The sequence below is a fragment of the Streptomyces sp. HUAS 15-9 genome (genome assembly GCF_025642155.1).
Taxonomy (GTDB): domain Bacteria; phylum Actinomycetota; class Actinomycetes; order Streptomycetales; family Streptomycetaceae; genus Streptomyces.
On record NZ_CP106798.1, the window covers coordinates 1569797 to 1595269 of the forward strand.

Sequence of the window (25473 nt, forward strand, 5' to 3'; positions counted from 1 at the left end):
CTGCAACATGAGTGACGTGGTCTACGACCAGCATGAGGTGAGGCGCGCCCGGTACGCCGTGGCGGCCGTGTTCGCCGTGCACGGCGCCGTCACCGGCTCGTTCGCGACCCGCGTGCCGTGGATCCAGGACCACGCCTCGCTCGGGGCGGGGCAGCTCGGGTTCGCGCTGGCCTTCACGGCGTTCGGCGCCTCGTGCTCGATGCCGTTGGCGGGCCGGATCAGCCATCGCTTCGGCAGCCGGACGGCCCTGCGCGGGCTGATCGCCCTGTGGACGCTGTCCCTGGTCCTTCCGTCGCTGGCACCGAACCTGTACACGCTGTGCCTCGCGATGTTCGTCTACGGGGCGAGCGCGGGCATGGCCGACGTGGCCATGAACGCGCTGGGCGTCGAGGTGGAGCGGCTGCTCGACAGGTCGATCATGTCCGGGCTGCACGGCATGTGGAGCGCGGGCGCACTCATCGGCTCCGCGGCCGGCACCCTCGCCGCCCATCTGGGCTCCGACGCACGCCTGCACTTCGCCCTGGCGGCGGCCACGCTCACGGCGCTCGGCATCCTGGCCGCGGGCCGGGTCCTGGACCTCCAGCCCGCCGAGGACGAGGAGCCGCCGCCGAGGTTCGCGCTGCCGCCCGGGTCGGCGCTGCTGATCGGCGCGGTCGGCTTCTGCGCGGTGTTCGCGGAGGGGGCCAGCCTGGACTGGTCGGCGGTATTCCTGCGGGACCGGCTGGACAGCTCGGCCGGTCTGGCGGCGGTGGCGACGACCGGATTCATGCTGACCATGGCGGTGGCCCGGATCGCCGGGGACGCGGTGGTGAACCGCTTCGGCGCGGTCCGCACCGTCCGTGCCGGCGGCGTTCTCACCGTCGTCGGCGGGCTGCTGATCGTCGTCGCGGGCCATCCCGCCGTGGCGATGGGCGGGTTCGCGCTGATGGGCCTCGGGATCGCGGTCGTCGTACCGCTGTGCTTCGCGGCGGCCGGACACAGCGGCCCGAACCCCAGTCAGGCCATAGCGGGCGTGGCGACCATCACCTACACCTCGGGCCTGATCGCGCCCAGCCTGATCGGCGGGGTGGCGCAGGCGACGAGCCTGGTGGTGTCGTTCGTCCTGGTCACCGCGCTGGCCTGCGGACTCGTGGTCTTCGCGGGCGTGCTGCGGGTCGGCGGGCGCGACGGCAGGACCGAGGTCAGTCCGCGGGCCGCAGCAGTTCCCGACCCGCGGCCCTGAAGCCCTCGCTCCACGGCACCGGGCGCAGCGTCGCCGCGTCCAGCCGGACCAGCACCCGGGTGCCGTGGGCGTAGGTGACCGCTCCGTCGGTCGAGCAGAAGCGGAAACCGTAGGTCAGGCCGGTGCTGCCGAGCCGCTCCAGCCACAGGTGCACGGCGTAGGCGCCGGGCCTGGTCACCGGTGCCTCGTAGCCGATCCGCAGTTCCTTGACCGCGTTGCAGGCGTCGCCGGCGGCCTCCCAGTCGCCGTCGAAGCGGATGCCGTACTCGTTGCACAGCTCGGTCCAGGCGCGCTCGACCATCAGCGGATAGCGGGCGTTGTGCAGCAGTCCGAGCGCGTCGAGGTCGTCGAAGTGGACGGTGACTGGTATCAGCCGGCCGTACGACAGGGCGGGGGCGATCGGGGCTTCGGCGGTCACGGGAGGGACTCCTGAGCGTGCGGGTGGGGCGGTGGGGACACCCCATCCTAAGCGAGCGCTCAGGAGTCCCGGTCGGGAAGTCCCCTGGTCAGCCCGCGATCGAGTCCAGCTGCTCGGCGGCGGGCCGCAGCGGCCAGAGGTCGCCGCCGGGCGGCGCCGCCAGCTTGGGGACGGCCTTCTTCGCCGCCGCGTCGCCCGCGTCGGCGGCCGCGTGGACGACGTCGCTCGCCGCGTACCGGTGGAACTCCAGCTCGGGGTGCGGCCAGCCGGTGGCCCCGGTGGCGGCGGGCAGCAGATAGTCCACGGCCTTGAACAGGCTCTGGCCGTCCGGTCCCCGGTAGGCCCAGAGGTTCACGCCCACGTGCCGTCCGATGGCGGCGAGCCGGGTGTACGCGACCAGGTCGAAGGTGGAGTAGTGCCAGCTCCGGGTGCGCGCCAGTTCCTGCGGCTGGCTGCCGTCGGCCGCGATCTGCGGATCGATGCGCCTGGCGCGCGCGTCGAGCACCGTGCGCCGGGCGAGGGCCTCGTCTCCGGTCGCGTACGCGAGGGCGGCGAGCTGCATGTCGTAGAAGGTGCCGTGGTTGTTGCCGGCCGCGCCCTCCTGCCTGCCGAAGTCGCTGTTCTTCAGCCAGCCGAGGAAGTCGGAGTTCCACCGCGCCATGCCGGTGCGGTCGGCGGCCGTCCAGCCGGGGGCGCCGGTGGCGAGTACGGCGAGCGCGTCGACGACGCCGGTGTACGACTGCGAGAAGTCGATGATGCCGATGGCCCTGCCGTCGTACTTGCAAGGGATGAACTGCGCGTGGTTCAGGCTGGGGTTCATCCGGGTCGCCGGGTCGAGGAACCAGGTGCGCAGGACCTGCCCGGCCTTCTCGGCGTACTCCCGCCTGCCCGTGTAGTACCAGGCGAGCGAGAGGTCGTACGTGGAGTCGAAGACCTTCTCGACGTCCTGGCGGTCGGTGCCGCTGTCGACCTCGGGATTGCGCTGCCCGTCCCGCTGGACGTACGGGCAGCCCCATGGGTTGTCGGCGGTCGGCGTGCGGGTGGGCCACCAGTAGGGGGCCTGGCTCAGATAGTCGTGGACGTCACCGCCGGGAGCGGGCCTGGGTTTGTCGACCACCGTCCAGGGGCCCTGTCCGAGCCAGGCGTCGGCGCGGGCGGTCAGCTTCTCCAGCGCGGCGCGCAGCCGGGGGTCGCCGTGGTCCAGACGGGTCCGGGCGTCCTGGAGCCGGGTGCCGTCGAGGACGGCGGTGTCCGGGGCTTTCGGGACCGCGCGTGCGGAGGCGGAGGGGACGGACACGGCCGCGAAAACCGCCACGGCGGCCATGATCAGGGCCACACGGGGTCTTCCACTCATCAGACACTCCGATCAGAAATGTGAACGCAGTTCATGAGTAGGACCGTGTGAGCGTAGAACCACCAGGTATCCCTGACAATGGTCCGGACCGTCTTCACGTACGGAGAAAGCCACCCAGGAGCCCCTGCCGGCGCTCACCGCGCCAGTTCGTAGGCGTACGACGGGGTAAACGTCCCGGCCTCCGCCGCGCAGCCGTCCGACTCCCCCGGCGGCTTCACCCACAGATAGGCGTCGATGCGCCGCTCACCGGTGTTCAGGGTGGGGGCGCGGCCGAGCCTGCGGCCTGCCGGGTCGCACCACTCGCCGTCCGCCGGGGCGCCGTTGCCGTTGCGGCTGGTGTCGATCACCGCGCCGAGTCCGGCGGGACCGCCGAGCGCGTCGAGGACCTGCCGGTCGTAGGCGATCTCGTCGGCCGTGGTGCGGAAGTTGGAGACATTGCTGAAGACGCCGTCGGAGGAGGCGGGTGACGCGGCGCCCGCCTGCCTCAGCAGGTCCGCCTGCCGGTCGGCCGGGTTCCAGCCCGAGTGGCCGGCGTCGTAGTAGACCCGCGCCCCGGGGTCGGCGGCCTTCAGGACCCGGCCCGCGCGGGCCAGCGAGGCGAACCGGTCGGCGCGGTCCGCGGCCGGGAGGCAGTCGGACTGGGCGATCGAGTCAGGCTCCAGGACGACGACGACCTCGCCGGAGCCCAGCCCCTGGGCGAAGGCGTCGATCCAGGCGTCGTACGCGGCGAGATCGGGCGCCCCGCCCTGGGAGGCGCCGCCGCAGTCGCGGTCCGGGATCGCGTACGGCACGAGCACCGGCACCCGGCCCCGCGCCGCCGCTGCCGAGGTCACCGCGCGCACCCGCGAGGCGATGGTCGCCGGGGCGTGGTCGGTGAACCACACCGCGGCCGGCTCGTCGGCGATACGGGACGCGATGAGCGCGGCACGGGGGTCGTCGGGGTGGGACCGGACCCAGTCGAGTGCCTGGGAGTCCGGGTGCCGGTAGAGGCGGTGGGGCAGGACGGGGGTCCGTGCCCTGCGCTCGCTGCGGGTCGGGGACGGCTCGGGCCTCGTAGGCTCCCTCTTCACGGACGGGGAAACGGTGGGAGTGCTCGGCGCGGCTGCCGACGGCACCGCGGGCAACGGCGCACGGCTCGTCGTGCGCGTGATCCCGGGCCGGGCCCGGTCGGAGCCGTGCCCGTCGTCGAGCGCCGAGATCATCCCCGTCGCGGTGCCGACGGCGGTCACGGCCGAGGCCACCGCCACCATCACGCCGCGCCGGACGGCGCGCCTGCGGGCGGCCCTGCGTGCGGCCAGGCGGCGGGTGCGTAAGCCGGACACGGTGCCGCTCCCCTCCCCCACCTTGCGCTCGTGTGACGGGACGTTCCCCCGTTGTGGGGAAGCACCGGGCCCGTCGCCGCGCCCGTCAGCCCAGGACTGGGACCCTTCCCCCATGCCGCAGTTGGAACACCTCACCGCTTCCGTCGCCACCGTCGTCGCCCGGATGCGCGCCCTGGACTCGGCCCTGCCCGAGCGGGACGGGGTCGCGGTGTTCAACCGCGTCTACCTGGCCGTCACCGAGGAGGTCGAACGGCGCCTGGACGCCGGGCAGTTCACGGACCCGCAGGCGGCGACCGCGCTGGACGTGCGGTTCGCGGAGCGGTATCTCGCCGCCGTCGACGCGGTGGCGGACGACCGCCGTCCGCCCGCCTGCTGGCGCCCGCTGTTCCAGCTCCGTCGCCATCCCGGCGTACGACCCCTGCAGTTCGCGCTCGCGGGCATCAACGCGCACATCGGCCACGACCTGGCGCTCGCCGTCGTGGACAGCTGTCGTACGCTCGGCTGCGAACCGGCCGATCTGGAGGACGAGTTCGACCGCGTGGGCGACCTCCTCGTGTCGTTGGAGGAGCGCATCCGCGAGGATCTGATGCCCGGCCCCGATCTGCTCCAGATCGCCGACCCGCTCACCCATCTGCTCGGCTCCTGGAGCCTGGAGCGCGCCCGGGCGGCCACCTGGTCGGCGGCGCGGGCCCTGTGGGCGCTGCGCCGGTTCGAGGACGTCGCCGAGGAGTTCACCGAGCGCCTCGACGCGGCCGTGGGCTTCGCGGGGCGCATGCTGCTGACCCCGCTCGCCGACCGAGTCGATCCGATCCGGCCATCCCCGCCACGCCTCACCGGAACTCCGCTGTGATCACTGTAGGTTGAAGCGGAAACCGATCGCGAAGGAGCACTTGGCACATGGCGACCAGGCTCGGACTCAGCCTTCCGCAGAATCGGCAGTACGCCCTCGGCAAGGACGTGCCCGACGTGGCACGCACCGCCGAGCGGATCGGATACGACAGTCTGTGGGTGTACGAGCGGGCCCTGTTCCCGGAGCCCGCGACCCAGGGCCTCTACGGCATCGAGGGCATGCCCTGGCCGGACTCCTACCGCGGTGTGGCCGAGCCGCTGGTCACGCTGACACTCGCGGCCGCGGCGACCGAGCGGGTCCAGCTGGGTTCGAGCGTGCTGGTCGCGCCCCTGCACCAGCCGTTCCAGCTGGCCAAGTCCCTGGCCACGCTGGACGCGGCGAGCGGCGGCCGGGTGCTCGCCGGTTTCGGCACGGGCTGGTCGCTGGACGAGTACGCGGCCGCCGGCATCCGGCCGATCGCGGAGCGCGGCAAGGTCCTCGACGAGATCATCGAGGTCTGCCGCGCGGTGTGGGGCCCCGACCCGGTGCGCTACGACGGCCGCCTCACCAAGATCGAGTCGGCTGTGGTCGGGCCCAAGCCCGCCCGGCCGATCCCCATCCTGCTGGCCGCGAGCAACAAGCGGGCGCTGACCCGGCTCGTCGACCACGCCGACGGCTGGCTGCCGGTGGGCATGGGCGTCGAGCAGATCGCCGCCCAGTGGGCCCAGTTGCAGGACCTGGCGGCCGAGCGCGGGCGCAAGGAGCCGATCCGCACGGTCCTGCGGGTCAACGCCGCCTACTCGGCCAAGCCCTACGACGGCCCCGACCGCCGGCCCTTCCAGGGCAACGCGGACCAGATCGTGGAGGACCTGGTCGCGCACGCGGCGATCGGCCTGGAGGAGATCCTCGTCGACCTCCAGGACTCCGCGCGGGACGCTCAGGAGCTCAAGGAGGTCGCCTCGGAGGTCTACGAGAAGGCCCGCGCGGCCGGGATGTAGGACAGGGCCTGGTTGTGGCCTAGTCCTCGGGGAGCTCGACCGGCGCGATCTCGTCGTAGACGTCACCCGGGCCCGGGTTGGCCGCGTCGGTCGTGCCGCCGAAGTGGTGCATGACGCCCCAGACCGCGTTCAGCGCGGTCTGGACGGCACCCTCGGCCCAGCCGGCCGTCCAGGAGATGTCGTCGCCGGCCAGGAAGATGCCCCGCTTGTCCTCGGGCAGCCGGTCCTGCATGAAGTGGGTGTACAGGCGGCGCTGGTAGCGGTAGTGACCGGGCAGGTTGGCCTTGAACGCGCCCATGAAGTAGGGCTCGTTCTCCCAGGAGACGGTCACCGGGTTGCCGATGATGTGCTTCCTGATGTCGACCTTGGGGTAGATCTCGCCGAGCGACTTCAGCATGACCTCCATCCGCTCGTTCGCGGACAGCGGCAGCCACTTCAGGCTGTCGTCGCACCAGGTGTAGGACAGGCAGATGACGGCGGGCTTGTCCGGACCGTCGTCCAGCAGGTAGGTGCCGCGCGTCATGCGGTCGGTGAGCGTCATCGACATGACGTCCCGGCCGGTCGGATTTCCCCTGTCGTCGACGGCCTTGTCCAGCCAGAACGGCCGGTCCACCGGCACGAACAGCTTCGAGGACTCCATGTAGTGGGTGCGCTCGATGGCGGTCCAGTGGTCGATCGGGAAGAGCGAGTCGTCGCAGGCGATCTTGGACAGCAGCATCCAGGACTGGGCGGTGAAGATGACCGCCTTGAAGGTACGGATGTCGCCGTTCGCGTCGGTCACCGTGATCTGGTTGCCCGCGGTGCGGTGCAGCCGGGTCACGGCCGGGCGCGGCTCGCCGTTCTCGTGCAGGGCCTTCAGCGAGGTGCCGTAGGCCCAGTGCACGATCTTCTCCGGCTCGCGCTCCCACAGCCGCAGCGGCAGCTGCTGGGAGCCGCCGACGATGCCGCGGTGGTGGTCGTCGGCCTCGGTGTAGACGACGCGCAGGATCTCCAGGATGGAGTTGGGGAAGTCGGTGTCCCAGCCGCCGGTGCCGAAGCCGACCTGGCCGAAGATCTCGCGGTGCCGGAAGGACTTGAAGGCCTCGGACTCGCAGAGGAAGCCGTAGAAGGTCTGGTTGTCGAGCTTCTCGACCAGCTTCGCCCAGATCTCGCGGATGCGCGGCACGTCCCGCTCGCGCATGGCGCGGTTCATGTCGGAGAAGTCGGCGCCCTCGTCGAGGCACTTGTTCCAGGCCTCGGCGACGTCACGGTAGACCTGCGGCAGGTCGTCGATCGTCTCGGCGTAGTGCGACTCGCCCTTGAGGTCGACGACGGTCGAAGGCGTCGCCTCGGCAAGGGGGTTGGGGAAGGCCTTGGTCTCCAGGCCGACCAGGTCGATGTAGTGCTGGAGGGCGGTGGAGGACGGCGGGAAGCGCATCGCGCCCAGCTCGCAGTTGAGCGACTCGTCGCAGCCCTCGAAGCCGACGGTGCGCAGCCGTCCGCCGAGCTGGTCGGCCTCGTAGACGACCGGCTTGAGGCCCATCTTCATCAGCTCGTAGGCGGCCACGATGCCGGACAGACCGCCGCCGATGACCGCGACCTCGGTGCCGTGCTCGGTCGCGGGGAGCTGGCCGAGGCCCGCCGGGTGGGCGAGGAAGTCGTCGTACGCGTACGGGAAGTCCGGGCCGAACATGGTGATCGGCGGCTGCTGCTCGTCGGCGTGCTGGACGGCGTTGGGCACCATGGACGTCATGGGGTACGGACTCCTTGCGCGGGAAGAACTCGGGGGAGGTTCTGGGGGTCGGGGAGGCGGTTCGGGGGGATCGGGAGGTTCAGACGAGCGACCCGTACAGGCCGGGGCGGCGGTCCCCCAGATACGGGTTCGCCTCGCGGGAGGCGGCCAGGAAGGCGGGGTCGACGTCTGCGAGGACGAGCTCCTCGGCACGGCCGGCCCGGGTGCGGGCGACTCCGTCGGGACCGGCGAGGACGGACAGTCCGACGAACTCGAACTCGCCCTCCGCGCCGACCCGGTTGACGTACGCCACATACATCTGGTTCTCCCAGGCCCGCACCGGGACGAGGGACTCGGCGACGAACTGGAACGGATGCATCTGCGCCGTCGGCACGACGAGGAGGTCGGTGCCGGCCAGGGCGTGGGCGCGGACGTTCTCCGGGAATTCGACGTCGTAGCAGATCATCAGGCCGACGGTCAGGCCGTTCAGCTCGGCCTGGACGACCGGTTGGTCGCCCGGGGTGAAGTGGTCGCGCTCGAAGCAGCCGAAGAGGTGGGTCTTGCGGTAGTTCGCGAGGCGGGTGCCGTCCGCGGAGATCAGCTGGACGGAGTTGTGGACCGTGTCGCCGTCGCGCTCCGGGTAGCCGTAGGCGATGGCCAGGCCGTGCCGGGTGGCGAGCTCGGCGATCGCGTCGGCCGAGTCGCCGTCGGCGGACTCGGCCAGGCGGCCGATGCCGTCGCCGATCGCGTACCCGGTGAGGAACATCTCCGGCGTGGAGAGCAGCGCGGCGCCCGCGGCGGCGGCACGGCCCGCGGCCTCGTCGAGGACCTTGAGGTTCTCGACGGTGGAGCCAGGGCGGCCGGAGCTCTGGAGCAGGGCGGTGCGCATGCGTGTTCCTCACCGGTACGGAGGGGTTTGGGGGTCGGTTAGAAGGTACGTTCGGCGCACTCGGCCGGACAAGGAGGAGCCGTTGCGCGCCGGTGAGCGGTTCGTTGCGTGCACCCGGCACCGAGCGGCGATTCGTTGCGTGGCCTCGAACCACGGATCCGGTCGGTCCTGGACCGCTGGAGCCGCCCCACCACCCTGACCTGCGAAAAGACGCCCCGCACGGGCGCCGTACGAACAGCACCGGTGTCAGAGCTCGCGCAGTCGCTCGACGATCTCCTGGAGCAGCTCCGGGTCGGCCGCGGGGCCGGAGACCGGCAGACGGCGCGGCTCGTCGATGCGCACCAGCCCGGCCTCGGCGAGATCACCGAGCAGCACGCGTACGACGGTCAGGGGCAGGTCGGCGTCCGCGGCGAGCTCGACGACCGGTCGCGGGCCGCGGCGCACCAGGTCGAGCAGGGCGGTGCGGGCGTGGTCGACGCCCGGCTGTGCCGTGTCCGCCTCCAGGGCGGTGACCCGGGACATCAGGTCGATGGTGTGCCGCTCCGAGGGCCGGGTGCGGCCCCGGGTGACGGTGTAGGGGCGCACCATCGACCCGGTCTCGTCCTCGTACCAGTGGTCGTCGCTCACGGCCGGATCAGGTGGCCGAGCGTGCGGCGGCGTCCAGGTGGCGGCCGAGGCGGCGGACGAGCAGCGCCATCTCGTGGGCCAGCTGTCCGACGTCGGTCTGCACCTCGCTGAGCACGGCCAGGCGGCTGCCGTCGCCGGCCGGGGTGATGAAGAGGTAGGCGTCGTCGAGCATCACCATCGTCTGCCGTACCTCTCCGGCCTCGAACCGCTCCCCCGCCGAGCGGGCCAGGCTGTGGAAGCCGGAGCAGACGGCGGCGAGGTGCTCGATGTCCCGTCTGCGCATGCCCTCCGAGGCGCTCAGCGGGAGGCCGTCCGCCGTGAGGAGCACGGCCTGGCGGACGTGGTCGGTCCTGGCCACGAGGTCGTCGAGCAGCCAGCCGAGGCCGGCGTCGGGTGCTCCGGCCCGGTGCTCATGGGTCTGTTCGTCACCGTGTGTCGTCTCGTCACCGTGCATCGTCAGCGCCCGTCCCTTCGTCGGCGTCGGTGGTCGTGGGCAGGCCCTTGCGGCCCCGTTCGAGGCCGCGCTGGAAGGCGCCGAAGACCGCCCGCATCTCCTCGGCGTCGACCTCACGCTCCGGGGCGGCATCACGGGGCGGCGGGTCGTCGCGCAGCGGTGCGGCGAGCGAGGCCTGCCGCACGCGGGTGGGCAGGGCGGGAGCGTCCGTGTCAGCAGCGGGAGCGTCCGCGTCGGGAGCCGGACTCTCCGTGTCAGGAGCGGGGCCGACACCCTCCACGGGCTCCCTGACCTGGCTGTCCTCCATCGGTCCCCTCACCTGGCCGCCCTCCGTCACCAGGCGCATCACCCGACCGGACTCGGCCGTCACCTCCTGCGTCCGGCCGTGCTCGGCGAGCGAGGCACGCGTCCGGCCGCCCACCCGGTCGGCGTCCGCCGAGTGGCCGTCGGCTCGGCCGTGCTGGGGCGCCGGTGCCTCCGGTCGCCCGCCATGCGTCGCCAGGGCCGACGCCTCCGCCCGTGGCCGCTCCCTGCGGCCCGGGGCGCCCGGCCCGCGCCGTGACGGCAGGCTTCGTACCGACGTGTCCGGGTCCGGGCTCGCGTCACCGGTCTCCGGCTCCAGCTCCGCCAGCAGCGTCGACGGCAGCAGTACCACCGCGGTCGTACCGCCGTACGGCGAGTCCCGCAGGGTGACCTGGATGCCGTGGCGGGCGGCGAGGCGGCCCACGACGTACAGGCCGAGCCGGTCGTGCCGGGTCGGGTCGAAGGCGTCGGGGTCGGTGAGGGTGCGATGGGCGTCGGCGAGCTGGTCGGGGTCGAGGCCGAGGCCTCGGTCGTCCAGCTCCAGGACGAAGCCGCCGGAGGCCCGGCCCGTGCGCAGGGTGACCTGTGTGTGCGGCGGCGAGAACACCGTGGCGTTCTCCAGGAGCTCGGCGATCAGATGCACCACGTCGGCCACGGCGTCCGCCGCGACGCCGACCTCGGCCATCGGCGGGACCACGACGCGCGTGTAGTCCTCGATCTCGCCCACCGCGGCCGACACCACGTCCGCGACCGGCACCGGCCGACGCCATCTGCGCCCTGGCACCGCGCCGGACAGGATGATCAGGCTCTCCGCGTGCCGGCGCATGCGTGTGGTCAGGTGGTCGATGCGGAAGAGCTGGCGCAGGATGTCCGGATCCTCGGTACGCCGCTCCAGCGTGTCGACGAGCTTCAGCTGGCGATGGACGAGCGCCTGGTTGCGGCGGGCGATGTTGAGGAGCACCGCGAACAGCCCGCGCCGCAGGGTGGCCTGTCTGACGGCCGCCTCGACGGCGGCCAGGCGCGCGGCGTTGAAGGACCGGCCGACCTGGCCGATCTCATCGGCCCGTACCTCGTCGGCGGCCAGCGGCGGCGCCTCCGCGACCGCGTCCACCTCATCACCGGCGCTCAACCGCCGCATCACGTCCGGCAGTTGCCGGGTGGTCAGCACGTCGGCGGCGTCCCGCAGCGTCTCCAGGCGGCGGGAGATCCGCCGGGCGCCGCGCACCGCGAACCACAGGGACACTCCCACCGCGGCCAGCCCGGCCACCGCGACGACGACCGCCTTGGTCAGCTCCTGGTAGGCGAACGCCCGTCCGCGCGCGGCCGAGTTCTCGGCGGAGCGGGTGCACAGCTGCATATAGCGCTTGACCGCCCGGTCGCTGGTCGTCCGCCAGGTGCCGGCCGCGACGGCCTCGCCCGCGTGTGCCGGACCGGCCCGCAGCAGCGCGTCCTCGCCCCGCACCAGCGAGCGGTGCAGGTCGCCGCGCTGGAACTCCTCGAACAGCGCGCGCGAGTCAGACGGCAGGTCCGGCACATACGTCCGCTCGAAGACCCGCCGGTCCTCGATCGTCGCGGTCAGGGTGTCGTACTGCCGGTCGGACAGCGTCCCCGCGGCCCGTGCCCCGGCGACCAGGGCGTCCTCGCGGGAGACGAACTCCCGCACCCGCACCAGCTCGACGACGACCTGCGCCTCCCGGGCGAGCTGCCCGGCCTGCAGGGCGGTGAGCGTGGACTGGACGTCGAAGCCGGGCTCGACGAGTGCGCTGTACTCGGTGACGGCCCGGTCCCAGGAGATCCGCCGGGCCAGCACGCGGTCCCGCAGCTCGTCCAGTCCGTCGGTGGCATGGAGCATCGCATCGAGCGTCGCCCGCTGCCGGTCGGTGAGCCGGCTGCGGTCGCCGTCCCGGATCGCGTCGCGCATGGCGCTCACGGCGCGGTCGGTACGGCGCTGCTGGGCCAGCAGGTTCCCGGCGGCGGCCGTGTCGTGGCCGGCGCCCAGGTAGGTGGCCGACAGCCGCCGTTCGATCTGGATCTGGCCGATGGCGGTGTCCACGGGGGTGCCGAAGTCCTCGTACACCCCCTGGAGGCGGATCAGCGCACGCAGTTCGCCGGTGACGGACACCATGGCGAAGCTCCACAGTGCCATCAGGGCGACGACCGGAGCGATTGCGAGCGCCACGATCCGGGTGCGGACGGTGGTGGGACGGCCGACGGGCCAGCGCATGAATACCTGCCGGTGTTACCAGTCAGTAGAAAGTGCGGCACAACCTACGGGATCGCCACCTGCACCGCAATGGTTGCCCCGGGTAACCCCGGGGCATTCCCCGGGGTTACCCAGCTCGGTTGCCGGGTGGCCCGGCTCGGTTCCCGGGTGATCCCCGCTCAGTTCCCGGGCACCGAGAACCTGGTGACTACCGCGGCATGGTCCGAGGGCCAGTCGTTGCCCGCGACATCGGGCCAGGGGCGCGGGATCCCGCTGACCACCGTGCGGGCGTCGAGCACCGTCAGACCCCGGTGCAGGACGTAGTCGATCCGGTCCTGCGGTTCGGGCCGGCCGCTGCCGTCCTCGTGCACCGGATGGATCGGCGACCAGGTGTGGCCGGGGGCCGTGTCCGGGTCCGGGTGGGCCTCCCGGTAGGAGTCGCGCAGCCCCGCCCGCTCCGCCGCCTTCGTCACCGGCCACTCGACGTCGGGCCGGTCCAGATGGGAGGGGCAGTTGAAGTCGCCGACGAGGACCACGGGCACGCCGTCGCCGTTCGACTCGGCGATCCGGTCCAGGGCGTCCCGCATCTGCGCGAGCCGGACCTCCTCGTGGGCGACGAGCACGTCCGGCGGGAGCCCGTCGAAGGCGGACTCGTAGGGCCCGTACGGCGCGCAGTGAAGGTGGGCGGTCCAGACGTCGACCTCGCGGCCCGGGGCGATCTCGATCCGGGCCCCGGCGGCGCCGTAGAAGCCGACGTCCGGGTCGCCGAAGCGGGCGGTGAGCGGGTAGCGGCTGATGACGCCGAGGTTCTCCCCGGCCCGGTGGTGGTGCCAGCCGAGTGCCTCGCCGAGCTCCTGGGCCGCGGTGCCGCCGGTCTCCTGGAGGCCCACGACGTCGGCGCCGCTCTCCAGGATCGCCTTGAGCTGCTTGGCACGGTGGTCGTCGACCGGGCTGCCGCCCAGCCACAGGTTCCAGGTCATGACGCGCAGTTCGTATCCGACCATGTCTCGCAGATCCTCCGGGGTGACTCCGACGAGGCTGTCGCGTACGGTCCGGCCGGGCGCCGCCTCGATCGGCGCGAGGGACGGCACGGCGAGCACCGCGCACCCGGCCGCCTCCGCAGAACTGACACCGGTACCGGTGTCCTCCACCGCCACGCAGGCCGCCGGGTCGACACCGAGCGCGCGGCACGCGGCGAGGTAGGGGTCCGGGGCGGGCTTGGTACGGCCGGTGTCGTCGGCGGTGACGGAGGCGGCGAAGCGGCCGGGGCCGAGGGCTTCGAGCACGGTGTCGGCGACCGCGCGCGGGGACGCGGTGACCAGGGCGGTGGGGATGCCGGAGGCGGCCAGGGCGTCCAGCAGGTCGAGCGCGCCGGGGCGGGGCACGATGCCGGTGCGGACCCGGGCGACGAACTCCCGGTGCAGCTCCCGCGCGATGGCGCCGGCCGGCCTGCCGATGGCCGCGCCGAGCCACTCGGCGGTGTCCTCGACGGCACGGCCGAGCACCTCCGGCTGGTCCGCCTCGGTCAGCGGGCGTCCGGCGACCTGCTCCACCGCCTCCCACCACAGCCGCTCGGTGTCGACGAGCGTGCCGTCCATGTCGAAGAGCACAGCCTTCGGGGACGTGTCGGGAATACGGACGGGCAGATTTGCCATGGGTACCTCCTATTTCCTCTCACACATTCTCAGGAAAGCACTCGGCTAATCCACCGATGCGACTTCCCCGTTCTCTTGAGACGTGCTACGTTGACGCCGCAATGACCAAACCGAACTCGGGGGAAAACATGCTTTTCCGTTCCCGTGCGGCCGTATTGTCGGCTGCACTCGTATCCGTGACGGCGCTGGGTATTCTCAATGCCCCGAGCGCCGGCGCGGTGACGGTCCACTGGAAGACCGGCGGCTGCGACTTCTACTCGACCGTCCCGGTCCACCACTACTACAGCCGCGACGACCAGACCATCACCGCTGACGGCTCGTGGAAGTGCAAGACGAACCACACCTTCCACATGACGTCGGAAATCAATTACATACACCCAGCTTTTGGCCGGTCCTCTTACGAGCACAAGGACTATGTCTGGAAGAACAAGAAATCGGGTTCCTGGAAGCTGACGCACCAGTGCAAGTTTGACTACCCGAATTCCGGCGCCACCCTGAAGACGTGGCAGACGATATGGGTACGGGAAGCCGGCAGCCAGCTCTGGCAGACGCCCAGCGTCAACCTCTACTGCGGAATCTTCAAGTAACAGCCGAAATTCCGTGTCCGGGCCCGGTCGCCTTCGTGGCTCCGGGCCCGGTGTCATGCCGCGCGTTCCACCACGGTGACGGGCTCACCGGACAGGGTGACGGACGCGGAGGCGCCGACGGAGAAGTCGGCGGCCCGCCTCGTGGGCACGTCGGCCTTGACCTCGCACCCGTCAGGCAGTCGTACGGTGACCCGGGTGATCGCCCCGAGGAAGGAGCTGGCGGTCACCCGCGAGCCCGCCTCCGGGCCCGGGACGATCTCGATCGCCTCCGGCCGGACCAGCACGTCCACCTGGTTCCCCGAACTGCTGCCCTCGCCCAGCACGGGCACCCGGCGGCCCAGCACCTCGACGGTGTCCGTCGCGGTCATCCGGCCCGGCAGACGGCTCACCGTACCGACGAACTCGGCGATGAAGGCCGTGGCCGGACGGGCGTACAGCTCGGTCGGGGTGGAGCACTGCTCGACCCGGCCGGCTCGCATCACGGCGACCCGGTCCGCGATGGACAGGGCTTCCTCCTGGTCGTGCGTGACCAGGAGCGTGGTGATGCCGAGCTCCAGCTGAAGCCGCCGGATCTCCTCCCGCAGCGTCAGTCGCACCTTGGCGTCCAGCGCGGACAGCGGCTCGTCCAGCAACAGCACGCGAGGGCGCAGGGCGAGTGCACGGGCAAGCGCGATCCGCTGCTGCTGCCCGCCCGAGAGCTGGCGCGGGTAGCGATCCGCGCGGTCGGCGAGTCCCACCAGTTCCAGCAGCTCGGCTGCGCGGGCCCGGCGCCGGGCGGTGGGCACCTTGCGCATCCGCAGCCCGAAGGCCACGTTGTCGAGCGCATTCAGATGCGGGAAGAGGCTGTACGACTGGAACACCATGCCCGCGCCCCGCCGGTTGGCCGGCACCGGGACGACGTCGTGGCCGTCGACAAGGACCTGTCCCGAGTCAGGGCGCTCGAAGCCCGCCAGCACCCGCAGCGCCGTGGTCTTGCCGCAGCCGGACGGACCCAGCAGGGCGAGCAATTCGCCGGGCCTGACCTGGAGGTCCAGGCCGTCGAGGGCGGTGGTGGACCCGAACGTCCGGCGCAGGTCGCGGAATTCGACGCCTGCGGGCTCCCCCTGCTCCGGCCCGCTGTCGGACGTCGTCACAGAGGCGGTGGTCTCTACGGTCATGGTGTCGGCTACTCCGAGGCGGGGGTGTGCGCGGCGGCACGACGGCCGCCGATCAGGGACAGGACCAGCAGCAGGGCCCAGGTGACGAGCAGGCTCAGCAGCGACACGGCCACCGAGAGCTGGGCGTCGGAACCGCGGGCGTACACCATCCACACGGTGAAGGTGCGGAAGTCGAGCAGTTGCGCGACGGTGAACTCACCCAGGACCAGGGCGAGGGTCAGGAAGGACGCGTTCAGCAGCGCTCGGTTCAAGTTGGGCAGGACCACCCGCAGCAGCGCGCTGGTCCAGGACGCGCCGCAGTTGCGGGCAGCCTCCACCAGCGTGCGTACGTCGACGGCTCGCAGACCGGCGTCGAGGGCACGGTGGACCAGCGGGAGCGCCATCACGGTGTAGGCGAGCACCAGGACCACTGGGAAGGATGGGTTCTGCATCGCCACGACGGTCTGGAAGAACGGGGTCCTGGCCAGGTGGTCGGGGCCCCAGCGGAGCACGGTGGCGATACCGGCGGCCATCGCGATGGCGGGCACCACCAGGGGCAGTGAGCAGACGATCTCGAGCACCGGGCGCAGCCGGGGCAGGCTCAGCCGAACCGCCAGCATGGCGGGCACGAGCAGTAGAAGGACGGCGGCGATGGTCGCCGCGGCCAGCTCCAGCGACGACAGCAGACTGGGCAGGAAGCCGTCGGCGCCCAGGATCTCGGTGTAAGGGCGCAGCGAGAATCCGCCGCGGGGGGCCTGGAGCGTGAACAGCGTCGAGGCGGCCAGCGGTCCCAGGAAGTACAGCACGGCACCGGCGAGGACGAGCCCGCGCCAGAGCCGGGGGCGGCCGCGCCGCGGGCGGGCGGCGGGCACTGCGGACACGGGGGTGGTCAGTCCAGCCATCGGGCGCTCCGGCGTTGCAGGGGCAGGTACACGGCCATCACAAGCCCGGCCACCAGCACCATGTCGAGGCTGAGGGCGAGCGCCACATTCTCCTGCCCGACCAGGACGTTGCCGGACAGCGCGTCGGCGATCTGCAGGGTGACCAGGGGCACCGAGCTGCCGACCATCGCCGCGGCGGTGGCGTACGCGGCGAACGCGGTACCGAACAGCAGCACGAAGCCGCCGAGCAGGGAGGGGGTGATGATGGGGAGGGCGATGTGCCACCAGTACTGGACGGCGGTGGCGCCGTTGTTCTGAGCGGCTTCGCGCAGGTGCCGCCGGAGCCCTTCCAGGGCGGGGGTGACGGTCAGCACCATCAGCGGGATCAGGAAGTAGAGATAGACCAGGGTCAGGCCGGAGAAGCTGTAGAGGCTCCAGCCGTGGTCGGACAGGTGCAGGGAGCGGGTGACCACTCCGGCATTGCCCAGCGTCGCCACGAAGGCGAAGGCGAGGGGGACGCCCCCGAAGTTGGCCAGGACCCCGGAAGCCGTCAGGACGGCTTCGCGCAGGGCGCGCAGCGGTGAGCTGACCACCGCCTGGGCCAGCAGCAGGCCCAGCACCACGGCGATCGCCGCGGAGAGGGCGGACAGTTCGATGCTGCCGAGGAGCGCCGTGAGATAGGCGCCGTGCACGGACGCGGTCAGGTTCGCCGCGCTGTAGGAGCTGGCGCCGGTCGTCGGGTCCGTGACGCTGAAGGCACCGACGGCCATCGCCAGGGCGGGCACGCCGAAGGCGACGGCCACGAAGACGAGGAGGGGGACGACGGCGACCCAGGCGGCTCCCCGCCCCCGTCGCCGGCCCCGGAGGGCGGGGGCGACGGGGGCGGGGAGCGCGGGGGAGGCGGTCACATCGGGGGAGGTCACTGAGAGACCGCCTTGCCCCAACCGCCGGCGACGGCCGCCTTGGCCTTGCTCTGCTGGGCTTCGGTCGGGAACACCGGGGCCTTCGAGACCTTGGGGAGGCCGGCCGCAGCCGTCTTGTCAAGAGTTCCCGCCTTGCTCATGGCGTCCAGCAACGCCGGGCGCGCGCCGCCCTTGAGCCAGAGGTTCTGACCTTCGGCGCTGTAGAGATACTCCTCCCACAGCCGGGCCGCGGCGGGGTGCGGAGCGTCCTTGTTGATGGCCTGCGAGTAGAACTGGGAGAAGGTGCCGTCGGCGGGGACCGAGACCTTCCAGTCCAGCCCCTTGCTCTTGAACTCCGCGGCATAACCCAGGTTGAGGTAGTCCCAGTCGATGCTGATCGGGGTCTCACCCTTCTCGACCGTCGCCGGGGTGGACTCTACGGGGTTGAAGTTGCCGCTCTTCTTCAGCCGCCCGAAGAAGTCGATACCGGGCTGGATGTCGTCGAAGGAACCCTTGTTGGCGAGCGCGGCGGCGTACACGCCGGCAAACGCGGAGCCCGACTTGGTCGGGTTGCCATTGAGGGCGACCTTGCCCTTGTAGGCGGGCTTCAGCAGGTCGGCGAAGGTCTCGGGGCACTGCTTGACCTGCTTGGCGTCGCAGCCGATGGAGATGTAGCCGCCGTAGTCGTTGTACCAGCGGGACTGCGGGTCCTTCTGCGCGGTCGGGATGCCGTCGTAGCCGGCGACCTTGTACGGGGCGAGCAGACCCTGCTGGGCCGCGGACTGGGCGAAGGAGGCACCCAGGTCGAGGACGTCGGGGGCCCGGTCCTGGCCCTTGCCCGTGCGGACGGCGCTGATCTCCTCCTGGCTGCTGCCGTCCGGGTTGGCGACGTCGACCTTGATTCCGTACTTCTTGGTGAAACCGTCGATCAGTGCGCCGTAGTTGGCCCAGTCCCGCGGCAAGGCGATCGCGTTCAGCGTGCCTTCCTTCTTGGCGGCCTTGACCAGCGCGTCCATACCGCCGAGGTCGGCGGCGGAGGTGGCGGTGGCGGCGTTCTTGCCGTCCTTGGTGGTGGTCGACGCGTTGTCGGGGGCGGCGCCGCAGGCGCTCAGGGCGAGGGTGGCGGCTACGGCGAGGCCACCGGTGAGAACGGCGGTTCGCGGCAGGAACACTGTCACGGTCACTCCAGGGGTGCACACGAGCGGGGAGATGAGACGACGACAACTTGTCTGAACAAGTTGCGTCACAGTACGCCCGCTCCGGGTGTCCTGTCTGTAAACCACGGAGAAACTTTGACCGCTTGTTGTGTGCACAATCCAGACCGTTTCAGATCACGCTCAGGTCTCGATTAGGCTGGTCACGCTGTGCACAGCGATCTACTCAGAGGGGAAGCATGACCGCGCGACACGAGGAGATCGCCGATGAACTGCGGCGGGCGATCGACCACGAGGAGTACACAGTCGGCAGTCGGCTGCCCTCGGAGACGGAACTCGCCGCGCAGTACGGGGTCTCACGCGGCACCCTGCGCCAGGCCGTCGCGACCCTCACCACCGAGGGGCTGATCGGTTCCCGTCAGGGTGCCCGCAGGGTGGTGCTGGCCAGCCGCCGCAGCCAGAGCTTCGAGGAACTGCGCAGCTTCGCGCAGTGGGCGCGGGCGATGGGCCGGGAGGCGACGGGTCATGTCGTGGCGCAGGAGCACCGCCCGGCGACCAAGGAGGACGCCGTCCGCCTTCAACTGGGCGCCGGGACGCCGGTGTTGCACGTCCTGCGGGTGCGCGGTCTGGACGGCGAGCCGGTCCTGCTGGAGCGGACCGTGTACGCCGACTGGATCGCCCCGGCCGTCGAGGCCATCGAGCCGGACTGCCCGTCCGTCACCCAGCGGCTCTTCGAGGACACGGGCCTGGTCTTCGCCTACGGCGAGCACGTCATCGACGCGGTGGCGGCGGGCGCCCAGGACGCCGAACTGCTCGGCATCCGCCGCACCAGCCCCCTGCTGCGGGTCCGCAGGGTGACGACGACCCGTGAAGGGCGCCCGGTGGAGTGGTCGGACGACCGCTACCGCTCGGACGCCGTGAGCTTCAGTGTGCACAATTCGATCGGGAGCAACGCCCTGGCACGCAAGACGGCCGAGTGAGGGGAGCCCGTATGAAGCCCGCCGCGATCGCCGCACTGCCGTTCGTCGACGAGCACACGGCCCTCGTCCCGGCGCGGCCGGACGCCGTCTGGCGCGGTCTCGGCGATGTCCTGGACCACTCGTTCACGCGCCCGCGCGCCACCGCCTACGCACGCCTGGTCGGCGCCGCCGACCAGGCGCTGTCAGGACCGCGCCGCCCACCGGCCGAGGGCACGGTGTTCGCCGGATTCCGGGTGGTCTCCGCGCACCCGGGCCGCGAACTGGTCCTCGCCGGACGCCACCACTTCTCGACCTACGCCCTGATCTTCCACCTCGACGCGGCGGGCCCCGGCCACACCCTGCTACGTGCCGAAACCCGGGCCCGTTTCCCCGGCCCCCTCGGCACCCTCTACCGCTTCGCCGTCATCGACACCGGAGGCCACGCCCTCGCGGTACGCCGCCTCCTCACCTCGGTCGGCCGCCGCTACCCGTAGCCCGGATCAGGTGGGCGACCCCGAGGAGAACCTCCGCAGCAGCGGTGAGAGCACCAGGACGGACTTGGTTCGTTCCACGAACGGCTCCCCGGCGATCCGCTCCAGCACGCGCTCGAAGTGGCGCATGTCGGAGGCGAAGACCTGGGCGATCGCGTCCGCCTCACCGGTGACGGTGGAGGCGGCCACAACCTCCTGGTAGCGCTCCAGGCCCCGCTGGATGGTCTCCGGCGAGGTGTTGCGCCGGCAGTAGATCTCGACGTACCCCTCGGTCTCCCAGCCGAGCGCCGCCGGGTCGACCCGTACGGTGAAGCCGGTGATGGCTCCGGTGGCCCGCAGCCGGTCCACGCGCCGCTTCACGGCGGGCGCGGACAGGCCGACCAACTGCCCGATGTCCGCGTAGGAGCGGCGGGCGTCCTCGGCGAGGGCGTGCACGATGCGTTCGTCGAGATCGTTCAGCACAGTGGGTCGATCAGCTCTCAGGTGTTGCGAGTCGGGAACGGCGGTAGCCGTACAGGAAGTAGAACACGAGTCCGGCGGCCATCCAGCACCCGAAGACGACCCAGGTGACGGTGTCGAGGCTGAACATGTTGTACGCGCAGAACAGGAAGCCCAGCACCGGCAGGACCGGCCCGAACGGCACCTTGAACGTGCGCTCCAGCTCCGGCCGCCGGTACCGCAGGATGACGACCGCGATGTTGACCAGGCCGAAGGCGAACAGCGTGCCGATGCTGGTGGCGTCGACGAGCTTGCCCAGCGGGATGAGCGCGGCGAGCACACCGCAGAACAGGGACACGATCACCGTGTTGAGGCGGGGCGCGCCGGTCTTCGGGTGGACCTTGCCGAGCGCCTTGGGCACCAGGCCGTCGCGGGACATCGCAAAGAGGATGCGGGTCTGGCCGTAGAGCACGGTGAGCACCACGCTCGCAATGGAGATGACCGCGCCCAGGGCGAGCAGCGTGCCCCAGAAGGTCTGGCCGCTGACATCGTTCATGATCGCGGCGAGGGTGGCCTCCGAGCCGTCGAACTTCTTCCAGTTCCAGGCGCCGACGGCGACGGCCGCGACGAGCACGTACAGCGCGGTCACGATGATCAGCGACAGCATGATCGCCCGCGGCAGGTCCCGCTTGGGGTTCTTCGCCTCCTCACCGGCGGTGGAGGCGGCGTCGAAGCCGATGTACGAGAAGAACAGCGTGGCACCAGCGGCGCTGACCCCGGCCATGCCTAGCGGCATGAAGTCGGCGTAGTTGCCGGACTTGAAGCCCATGAAACCGATCGAGCAGAACAGCACCAGGGCGGCGATCTTCACGCACACCATGATCGTGTTGGCTCGGGCGGACTCACGTGCGCCACCGAGCAGGAACACCATCGCCAGCAGGACGACGATCAGGGCGGGCAGGTTGATGATGCCGCCCTCGCCGGGCGCCGAGGACAGGGCGGTCGGGATGGTGACGCCGATGGTGCCGTCGAGCAGCTCGTTCAGGTACTCGCCCCAGCCGACGGCGACCGCGGCCACCGACACGCCGTACTCGAGCACGAGGCACCAGCCGCAAACCCAGGCGACCAGCTCACCCATCGTTGCGTACGCATACGAGTAGGAGGAGCCGGCGACCGGGATGCTGCCCGCCAGTTCGGCGTACGACAGGGCCGAGAAGAGAGCCGTGAGACCGGCGATGACAAAGGCCAGAGTGACCGCGGGACCGGCCTCCGGAACGGCGTCACCGAGGACGACGAAGATGCCGGTGCCGAGTGTGGCACCGATGCTGATCATCGTCAGCTGCCACAGGCCGAGGGAGCGCCGGAGCGTGCCTCCCTCGCCCTGGCCGCCCTCCGCCACCAGGCTTTCCACGGGCTTGCGACGCATGAGGCCCGCGGCGACACCCGAGGGCGCCGATGTGGTCTCTCTGCGGTTGTGCGGGGGTGCGCCTTGATCGAGCACGCGCTGGCTCCTTATCGCTGCCACTGAGGGCGGCGGGGACCGGAGGCGTTCTGGCGAGGCCAGGAACCCACCGAGCGGGGTCCCCGCCGCACCACGTACAGCGCAGCACCCTATGAGCCAGACCTTTACGGGCGTAATGCAGCAACCTTGCGCATACCTGCAAGATCATTGCGTTCATCCCGGGAGCGTGTCCATTTGTTGCGCCACGGCTGTCGAGCGTTGCGTCAAGGCCCCGGGAGCCTGTTCACGAAGGCCTCGGAAGCCTGTTCACCACACACGCCGACGGCCCCCGTCCACCCGGGTGCCGGGAGGACGGGGGCCGCGTGGGAAACGGGTCTCGGCTCAGTTCCAGCTGGCGTGCAGCGGCTTGCCCTCGGCGTAGCCCGCCGCGCTCTGGATGCCGACGATGGCCTTCTCGGCGAACTCCTCCAGGGAGGCCGCGCCGGCGTAGGTGCAGGAGGAGCGGACGCCCGCGATGATCGAGTCGATCAGGTCCTCGACACCCGGACGGACCGGGTCGAGGAACATCCGGGAGGTGGAGATGCCCTCCTCGAACAGCGCCTTGCGGGCGCGGTCGTAGGACGACTCCTCCGACGTGCGGTTGCGCACCGCGCGCGCGGACGCCATGCCGTACGACTCCTTGTACAGGCGGCCGTCGGCGTCCTGCTGCAGGTCGCCCGGCGACTCGAAGGTGCCCGCGAACCACGAGCCGACCATCACGTTGGACGCCCCGGCCGCGAGCGCCATCGCGACATCGCGCGGATGCCGGACACCGCCGTCGGCCCAGACGTGCTTGCCGTACTTCTTCGCCTCGGCGGCGCACTCCAGGACCGCGGAGAACTGCGGCCGGCCGACACCGGTCATCATCCGGGTGGTGCACATGGCGCCGGGGCCTACACCGACCTTGATGATGTCCGCGCCGGCGTCGATCAGGTCCTTGACGCCCTCGGCGGAGACGATGTTGCCCGCCGCGATCGGCACCCGCGGGTCGAGGTCGCGCACCAGCTTGACAGCGCTGATCATCGACTCCTGGTGGCCGTGCGCGGTGTCGATGACGAGCGTGTCGACGCCCGCGTCGAGCAGCTGCTTGGCCTTGCCCGCCACATCGCCGTTGATGCCGACGGCGGCGGCGATGCGCAGCTTGCCGTTCGCGTCGGTGGCCGGGGTGTAGAGCGTGGCGCGCAGGGCGCCCTTGCGGGTGAGGATGCCGGCGAGCCTGCCGTCCTTGTCCACGGCCGGGGCGTAGCGGCGGTTGTGCCCGTCGAGGACGTTGAAGGCCTCGCGCGGCGCGATGTCGGCGTCGAGCAGGAGCAGGTCCGTCGACATGATCTCGGTGAGCTGCGTGAAGCGGTCGACGCCGGTCAGGTCCCGGTCGGTGACGACACCGATCGGGCGGCCGTCCTCGTCGACGACCACGCCGGCGTTGTGCGCGCGCTTGGACAGCAGGCCCAGCGCGTCGGCGACGGTCTGGTGCGGGGCCAGCACGATCGGCGTGTCGAGGACCAGATGGCGGCTCTTCACCCAGGAGACGACGTCGGTGACGACGTCGATCGGGATGTCCTGCGGGATCACCACCAGGCCGCCGCGCCGGGCCACGGTCTCCGCCATCCGGCGCCCCGCGATCGCGGTCATATTGGCGACGACCAGCGGGATCGTGGTGCCCGTGCCGTCCGGGGAGCTGAGGTCCACGCCCTGACGCGAGCCGACCGCGGAGCGGCTCGGCACCATGAACACGTCGTCGTACGTCAGGTCGTACGCGGGCTGGATGTCATTGAGGAAACGCACGTGCCGCACATCCCAGTCGATCAGAGGTGACCCCCGGACAGGTCAGCCCGGGGGAGAAGCACGTACTTCATTGTCCCATGACGGCCGGAATGCGATGCCCGGTCGAATCATCCAGGCAGGTCAAAGGGCGTTCGGAGGATCCGCCGAACCGGCTCCGGTCAGCCCAGCGCGAGGGCCACGGTCAGGAGGGGGTCACGGCCGGACGCCTCGGTGAACACCTCCAGGGCCACGGCCCACTCGTCGGGTCGGGCCGCCGCGTACTCCAGCCAGCCGCCGACGACGAGGAGCAGCCCGTTCTCGGCCGCGTCCGGCGGCCAGAACGAGGGGTCGCCGAGGCTGTCGGCGAGCGCGTCCCAGTTGCGGCCGAACCAGTCGGGCAGGGCGAGGGCCTGCGCGAAGCGGTCCATGAACGCGGCCTTGTCGGCCACCCCGCCGAGGTCCAGCGTCACCACCCGCCGGCTCGTCATCTCAGCACCGTCCTGAACGTGTCGTCATGATCATGGGAAAGCACGCGGGGGACGAACCGCGGCAGCACGCTGTCGTTGCTGTCACGGCCGTCCCCTCGAGACCTGCCGCGGGCCGCCCTCAGGCGCCGTCCGGGTCCGCCCGGTTCAGGGCGGGCTTCGGCGTGGGGCCCGCGGTCATCAGGTAGTCCGCGGCCGACGTGTCCGTCACCAGGCTGGTGACCAGACCCGACCGCAGCACCGCGTCGATCGCGGACGCCTTGCGCTGGCCGCCGGCGATCGCCACGACCTCGGGGATACGGCGGAGCTGGTCGGCCTTGACCGTGATGCACCGCTCCCCCAGGTCCCGGCCGACGCGTCGGCCCTCGGCGTCGAAGAGGTGTGCGGACATCTCGGCGGCGACACCGAGCGAGGCATAGTGCGCCCGCTCCTCGTCGCTGAGCATGTCGTGCACCGTCGAGATGCCCGGCTCCCAGGAGCCGATGGAGACACAGGCGACCGTGACCTTGTCGAAGTACTCGAAGGCCCGGGCGATCCCGGTCTGGTGGCGCAGCGCGGCCGCGGTGGCCGCGTCCGGCAGCAGCATCGGCGCGTAGATGGGGTGCGCGTCGCCGCCGGACACCTGGGCGGCGCGGCGGACGGCCTCGACGGAGCCGCGCTCGGCGGTCCCGGCGTCGTACACGCCCGTCAGCTGCACCACCGTGCACGGCGGCAGCCGGTCGAGTGCCGCCGCCATGTGGATGGTGGACCGGCCCCAGGCCAGTCCGAGGACGTCCCCCTCGTTGACGAGCTCGCCGAGCAGGTCGGCCGCCACCTCGCCGAGGTTCTCGGGGTCGGGGGTCTCCTCGGCCTCGGCCGGGGATTCGACCACGACGGCGTGCCTGAGGCCGTAGCGGGCGCGGAGCGCGTCGGAGCGCTCGGCGTCCAGCTCGGCCGGCACGCGGATCTCGATGCGTACGAGATCCCGTTCGAGGGCAGTCTCCAGAACCCGGGCCACTTTGAAGCGGCTGACGCCGAACTCCTCCGCGATCTGGATCTTGGACTTGCCCTCGAGGTAGAAGCGGCGGGCCATGGCCGCCGCCTGCACCAGCTCGGCGGGTCCCATCCGCATGGCTGACCGGCCCGCCGACATACCCGACACGGCGATCTCCTCACTGCTGTTCACACTCTGGATTCGCCGTTCATCCTTG

24 protein-coding genes are annotated in these 25473 nt (G+C 71.4%); 6 read left to right on the plus strand and 18 right to left on the minus strand.

The genetic code is table 11. The features are described 5' to 3' along the window. Positions 1–7: 7 nt before the first annotated feature. Complete coding sequence (locus tag N8I87_RS07090) at positions 8–1222, plus strand: MFS transporter (RefSeq protein WP_263206515.1); 1215 nt, start codon at positions 8–10, stop codon at positions 1220–1222. Here N8I87_RS07090 and N8I87_RS07095 read toward each other — a convergent pair. From N8I87_RS07095 to N8I87_RS07105, 3 genes are all read right to left on the minus strand, one after another. Continuing rightward, complete coding sequence (locus N8I87_RS07095) at positions 1182–1640, minus strand: acyl-CoA thioesterase (protein ID WP_263206516.1); 459 nt, start codon at positions 1638–1640, stop codon at positions 1182–1184. The genes N8I87_RS07090 and N8I87_RS07095 overlap by 41 nt on opposite strands. A gap of 88 nt (positions 1641–1728) precedes the next feature. Further along, positions 1729–2994, minus strand: coding sequence for an alginate lyase family protein (locus N8I87_RS07100; RefSeq protein WP_263206517.1), 1266 nt, complete (start codon positions 2992–2994; stop codon positions 1729–1731). 134 nt (positions 2995–3128) lie between these two features. After that, positions 3129–4244: a glycoside hydrolase family 6 protein gene (locus N8I87_RS07105; RefSeq protein ID WP_263216339.1), complete on the minus strand. Its 1116-nt coding sequence runs from the start codon at positions 4242–4244 to the stop codon at positions 3129–3131. Positions 4245–4428: 184 nt separating this feature from the next. Here N8I87_RS07105 and N8I87_RS07110 point away from each other — a divergent pair, with 184 nt between their 5' ends. Then, on the plus strand, positions 4429–5166 hold the full coding sequence (locus N8I87_RS07110; protein ID WP_263206518.1) for a DUF5995 family protein: 738 nt from the start codon (positions 4429–4431) through the stop codon (positions 5164–5166). A gap of 47 nt (positions 5167–5213) precedes the next feature. Beyond that, positions 5214–6143 (plus strand): LLM class F420-dependent oxidoreductase, encoded by a 930-nt coding sequence (locus tag N8I87_RS07115; protein ID WP_263206519.1) that lies wholly within the window; start codon positions 5214–5216, stop codon positions 6141–6143. A 19-nt stretch (positions 6144–6162) separates the two neighbouring features. Here the strand turns inward: N8I87_RS07115 and N8I87_RS07120 are convergent, their stop codons facing one another. From N8I87_RS07120 to N8I87_RS07145, 6 genes are all read right to left on the minus strand, one after another. Continuing rightward, complete coding sequence (locus N8I87_RS07120; RefSeq protein ID WP_263206520.1) at positions 6163–7875, minus strand: flavin monoamine oxidase family protein; 1713 nt, start codon at positions 7873–7875, stop codon at positions 6163–6165. A 79-nt stretch (positions 7876–7954) separates the two neighbouring features. Next, the gene (locus N8I87_RS07125; RefSeq protein ID WP_263206522.1) at positions 7955–8743 is read right to left on the minus strand and encodes a carbon-nitrogen hydrolase family protein; all 789 of its coding nucleotides are present in this window, start codon (positions 8741–8743) and stop codon (positions 7955–7957) included. Positions 8744–8989: 246 nt separating this feature from the next. Beyond that, on the minus strand, positions 8990–9370 hold the full coding sequence (locus tag N8I87_RS07130) for a DUF742 domain-containing protein (RefSeq protein WP_263206524.1): 381 nt from the start codon (positions 9368–9370) through the stop codon (positions 8990–8992). Positions 9371–9377: 7 nt separating this feature from the next. Beyond that, positions 9378–9824, minus strand: a complete 447-nt coding sequence (locus N8I87_RS07135) for a roadblock/LC7 domain-containing protein (protein ID WP_263206526.1) — start codon at positions 9822–9824, stop codon at positions 9378–9380. After that, entirely contained in the window at positions 9814–12351 is a 2538-nt protein-coding gene (locus N8I87_RS07140; RefSeq protein WP_263206528.1) for a sensor histidine kinase, read from the minus strand. Before N8I87_RS07140 ends, N8I87_RS07135 begins: the two co-directional genes overlap by 11 nt. 158 nt (positions 12352–12509) lie before the next feature. Further along, positions 12510–13985, minus strand: a complete 1476-nt coding sequence (locus N8I87_RS07145; protein ID WP_263206530.1) for an HAD-IA family hydrolase — start codon at positions 13983–13985, stop codon at positions 12510–12512. Positions 13986–14086: 101 nt separating this feature from the next. Here N8I87_RS07145 and N8I87_RS07150 point away from each other — a divergent pair, with 101 nt between their 5' ends. Beyond that, the gene (locus N8I87_RS07150; RefSeq protein WP_263206532.1) at positions 14087–14572 is read left to right on the plus strand and encodes a hypothetical protein; all 486 of its coding nucleotides are present in this window, start codon (positions 14087–14089) and stop codon (positions 14570–14572) included. 53 nt (positions 14573–14625) lie between these two features. Here N8I87_RS07150 and N8I87_RS07155 read toward each other — a convergent pair whose 3' ends face one another. The 4 genes from N8I87_RS07155 to N8I87_RS07170 are packed head-to-tail and all read right to left on the minus strand — an operon-like array spanning position 14626 to position 18669. Beyond that, positions 14626–15729: an ABC transporter ATP-binding protein gene (locus tag N8I87_RS07155; protein ID WP_263206534.1), complete on the minus strand. Its 1104-nt coding sequence runs from the start codon at positions 15727–15729 to the stop codon at positions 14626–14628. A gap of 8 nt (positions 15730–15737) precedes the next feature. Continuing rightward, positions 15738–16610: an ABC transporter permease gene (locus N8I87_RS07160; protein WP_263206536.1), complete on the minus strand. Its 873-nt coding sequence runs from the start codon at positions 16608–16610 to the stop codon at positions 15738–15740. After that, positions 16598–17512 (minus strand): ABC transporter permease, encoded by a 915-nt coding sequence (locus N8I87_RS07165; RefSeq protein ID WP_411577201.1) that lies wholly within the window; start codon positions 17510–17512, stop codon positions 16598–16600. Before N8I87_RS07165 ends, N8I87_RS07160 begins: the two co-directional genes overlap by 13 nt. Then, positions 17509–18669: an extracellular solute-binding protein gene (locus N8I87_RS07170; protein ID WP_263206538.1), complete on the minus strand. Its 1161-nt coding sequence runs from the start codon at positions 18667–18669 to the stop codon at positions 17509–17511. Before N8I87_RS07170 ends, N8I87_RS07165 begins: the two co-directional genes overlap by 4 nt. 215 nt (positions 18670–18884) lie before the next feature. Here N8I87_RS07170 and N8I87_RS07175 point away from each other — a divergent pair, with 215 nt between their 5' ends. Beyond that, on the plus strand, positions 18885–19625 hold the full coding sequence (locus tag N8I87_RS07175; RefSeq protein WP_263206540.1) for a GntR family transcriptional regulator: 741 nt from the start codon (positions 18885–18887) through the stop codon (positions 19623–19625). Positions 19626–19636: 11 nt separating this feature from the next. After that, entirely contained in the window at positions 19637–20098 is a 462-nt protein-coding gene (locus N8I87_RS07180) for a hypothetical protein (protein WP_263206541.1), read from the plus strand. Positions 20099–20104: 6 nt separating this feature from the next. Here the strand turns inward: N8I87_RS07180 and N8I87_RS07185 are convergent, their stop codons facing one another. The 5 genes from N8I87_RS07185 to N8I87_RS07205 form a co-directional block, all read right to left on the minus strand. Beyond that, positions 20105–20557, minus strand: a complete 453-nt coding sequence (locus N8I87_RS07185; RefSeq protein ID WP_263206543.1) for an Lrp/AsnC family transcriptional regulator — start codon at positions 20555–20557, stop codon at positions 20105–20107. Positions 20558–20567: 10 nt separating this feature from the next. Next, positions 20568–22034 carry an amino acid permease gene (locus tag N8I87_RS07190; RefSeq protein ID WP_263206545.1) on the minus strand — a complete coding sequence of 489 codons (1467 nt, stop codon included), beginning with the start codon at positions 22032–22034 and terminating at the stop codon, positions 20568–20570. Positions 22035–22376: 342 nt separating this feature from the next. Continuing rightward, positions 22377–23819 carry a GuaB1 family IMP dehydrogenase-related protein gene (locus N8I87_RS07195; RefSeq protein ID WP_263206547.1) on the minus strand — a complete coding sequence of 481 codons (1443 nt, stop codon included), beginning with the start codon at positions 23817–23819 and terminating at the stop codon, positions 22377–22379. A 158-nt stretch (positions 23820–23977) separates the two neighbouring features. Next, on the minus strand, positions 23978–24286 hold the full coding sequence (locus N8I87_RS07200; protein WP_263206549.1) for a barstar family protein: 309 nt from the start codon (positions 24284–24286) through the stop codon (positions 23978–23980). Positions 24287–24404: 118 nt separating this feature from the next. Beyond that, positions 24405–25448, minus strand: a complete 1044-nt coding sequence (locus N8I87_RS07205; protein WP_263206551.1) for a sugar-binding transcriptional regulator — start codon at positions 25446–25448, stop codon at positions 24405–24407. Positions 25449–25473 lie beyond the last annotated feature (25 nt).

Coding starts and splice junctions, on each gene's coding strand:
- N8I87_RS07160 (WP_263206536.1), bottom strand. CDS start 16,610: ATGGCTGGACTGACCACCCCCGTGTCCGCAGTGCCCGCCGCCCGCCCG.
- N8I87_RS07105 (WP_263216339.1), bottom strand. CDS start 4,244: ATGGTGGCGGTGGCCTCGGCCGTGACCGCCGTCGGCACCGCGACGGGG.
- N8I87_RS07120 (WP_263206520.1), bottom strand. CDS start 7,875: ATGACGTCCATGGTGCCCAACGCCGTCCAGCACGCCGACGAGCAGCAG.
- N8I87_RS07180 (WP_263206541.1), top strand. CDS start 19,637: ATGAAGCCCGCCGCGATCGCCGCACTGCCGTTCGTCGACGAGCACACG.
- N8I87_RS07145 (WP_263206530.1), bottom strand. CDS start 13,985: ATGGCAAATCTGCCCGTCCGTATTCCCGACACGTCCCCGAAGGCTGTG.
- N8I87_RS07150 (WP_263206532.1), top strand. CDS start 14,087: ATGACCAAACCGAACTCGGGGGAAAACATGCTTTTCCGTTCCCGTGCG.
- N8I87_RS07155 (WP_263206534.1), bottom strand. CDS start 15,729: ATGACCGTAGAGACCACCGCCTCTGTGACGACGTCCGACAGCGGGCCG.
- N8I87_RS07110 (WP_263206518.1), top strand. CDS start 4,429: ATGCCGCAGTTGGAACACCTCACCGCTTCCGTCGCCACCGTCGTCGCC.
- N8I87_RS07090 (WP_263206515.1), top strand. CDS start 8: ATGAGTGACGTGGTCTACGACCAGCATGAGGTGAGGCGCGCCCGGTAC.
- N8I87_RS07115 (WP_263206519.1), top strand. CDS start 5,214: ATGGCGACCAGGCTCGGACTCAGCCTTCCGCAGAATCGGCAGTACGCC.
- N8I87_RS07125 (WP_263206522.1), bottom strand. CDS start 8,743: ATGCGCACCGCCCTGCTCCAGAGCTCCGGCCGCCCTGGCTCCACCGTC.
- N8I87_RS07140 (WP_263206528.1), bottom strand. CDS start 12,351: ATGCGCTGGCCCGTCGGCCGTCCCACCACCGTCCGCACCCGGATCGTG.
- N8I87_RS07175 (WP_263206540.1), top strand. CDS start 18,885: ATGACCGCGCGACACGAGGAGATCGCCGATGAACTGCGGCGGGCGATC.
- N8I87_RS07200 (WP_263206549.1), bottom strand. CDS start 24,286: ATGACGAGCCGGCGGGTGGTGACGCTGGACCTCGGCGGGGTGGCCGAC.
- N8I87_RS07100 (WP_263206517.1), bottom strand. CDS start 2,994: ATGAGTGGAAGACCCCGTGTGGCCCTGATCATGGCCGCCGTGGCGGTT.
- N8I87_RS07135 (WP_263206526.1), bottom strand. CDS start 9,824: ATGCACGGTGACGAGACGACACACGGTGACGAACAGACCCATGAGCAC.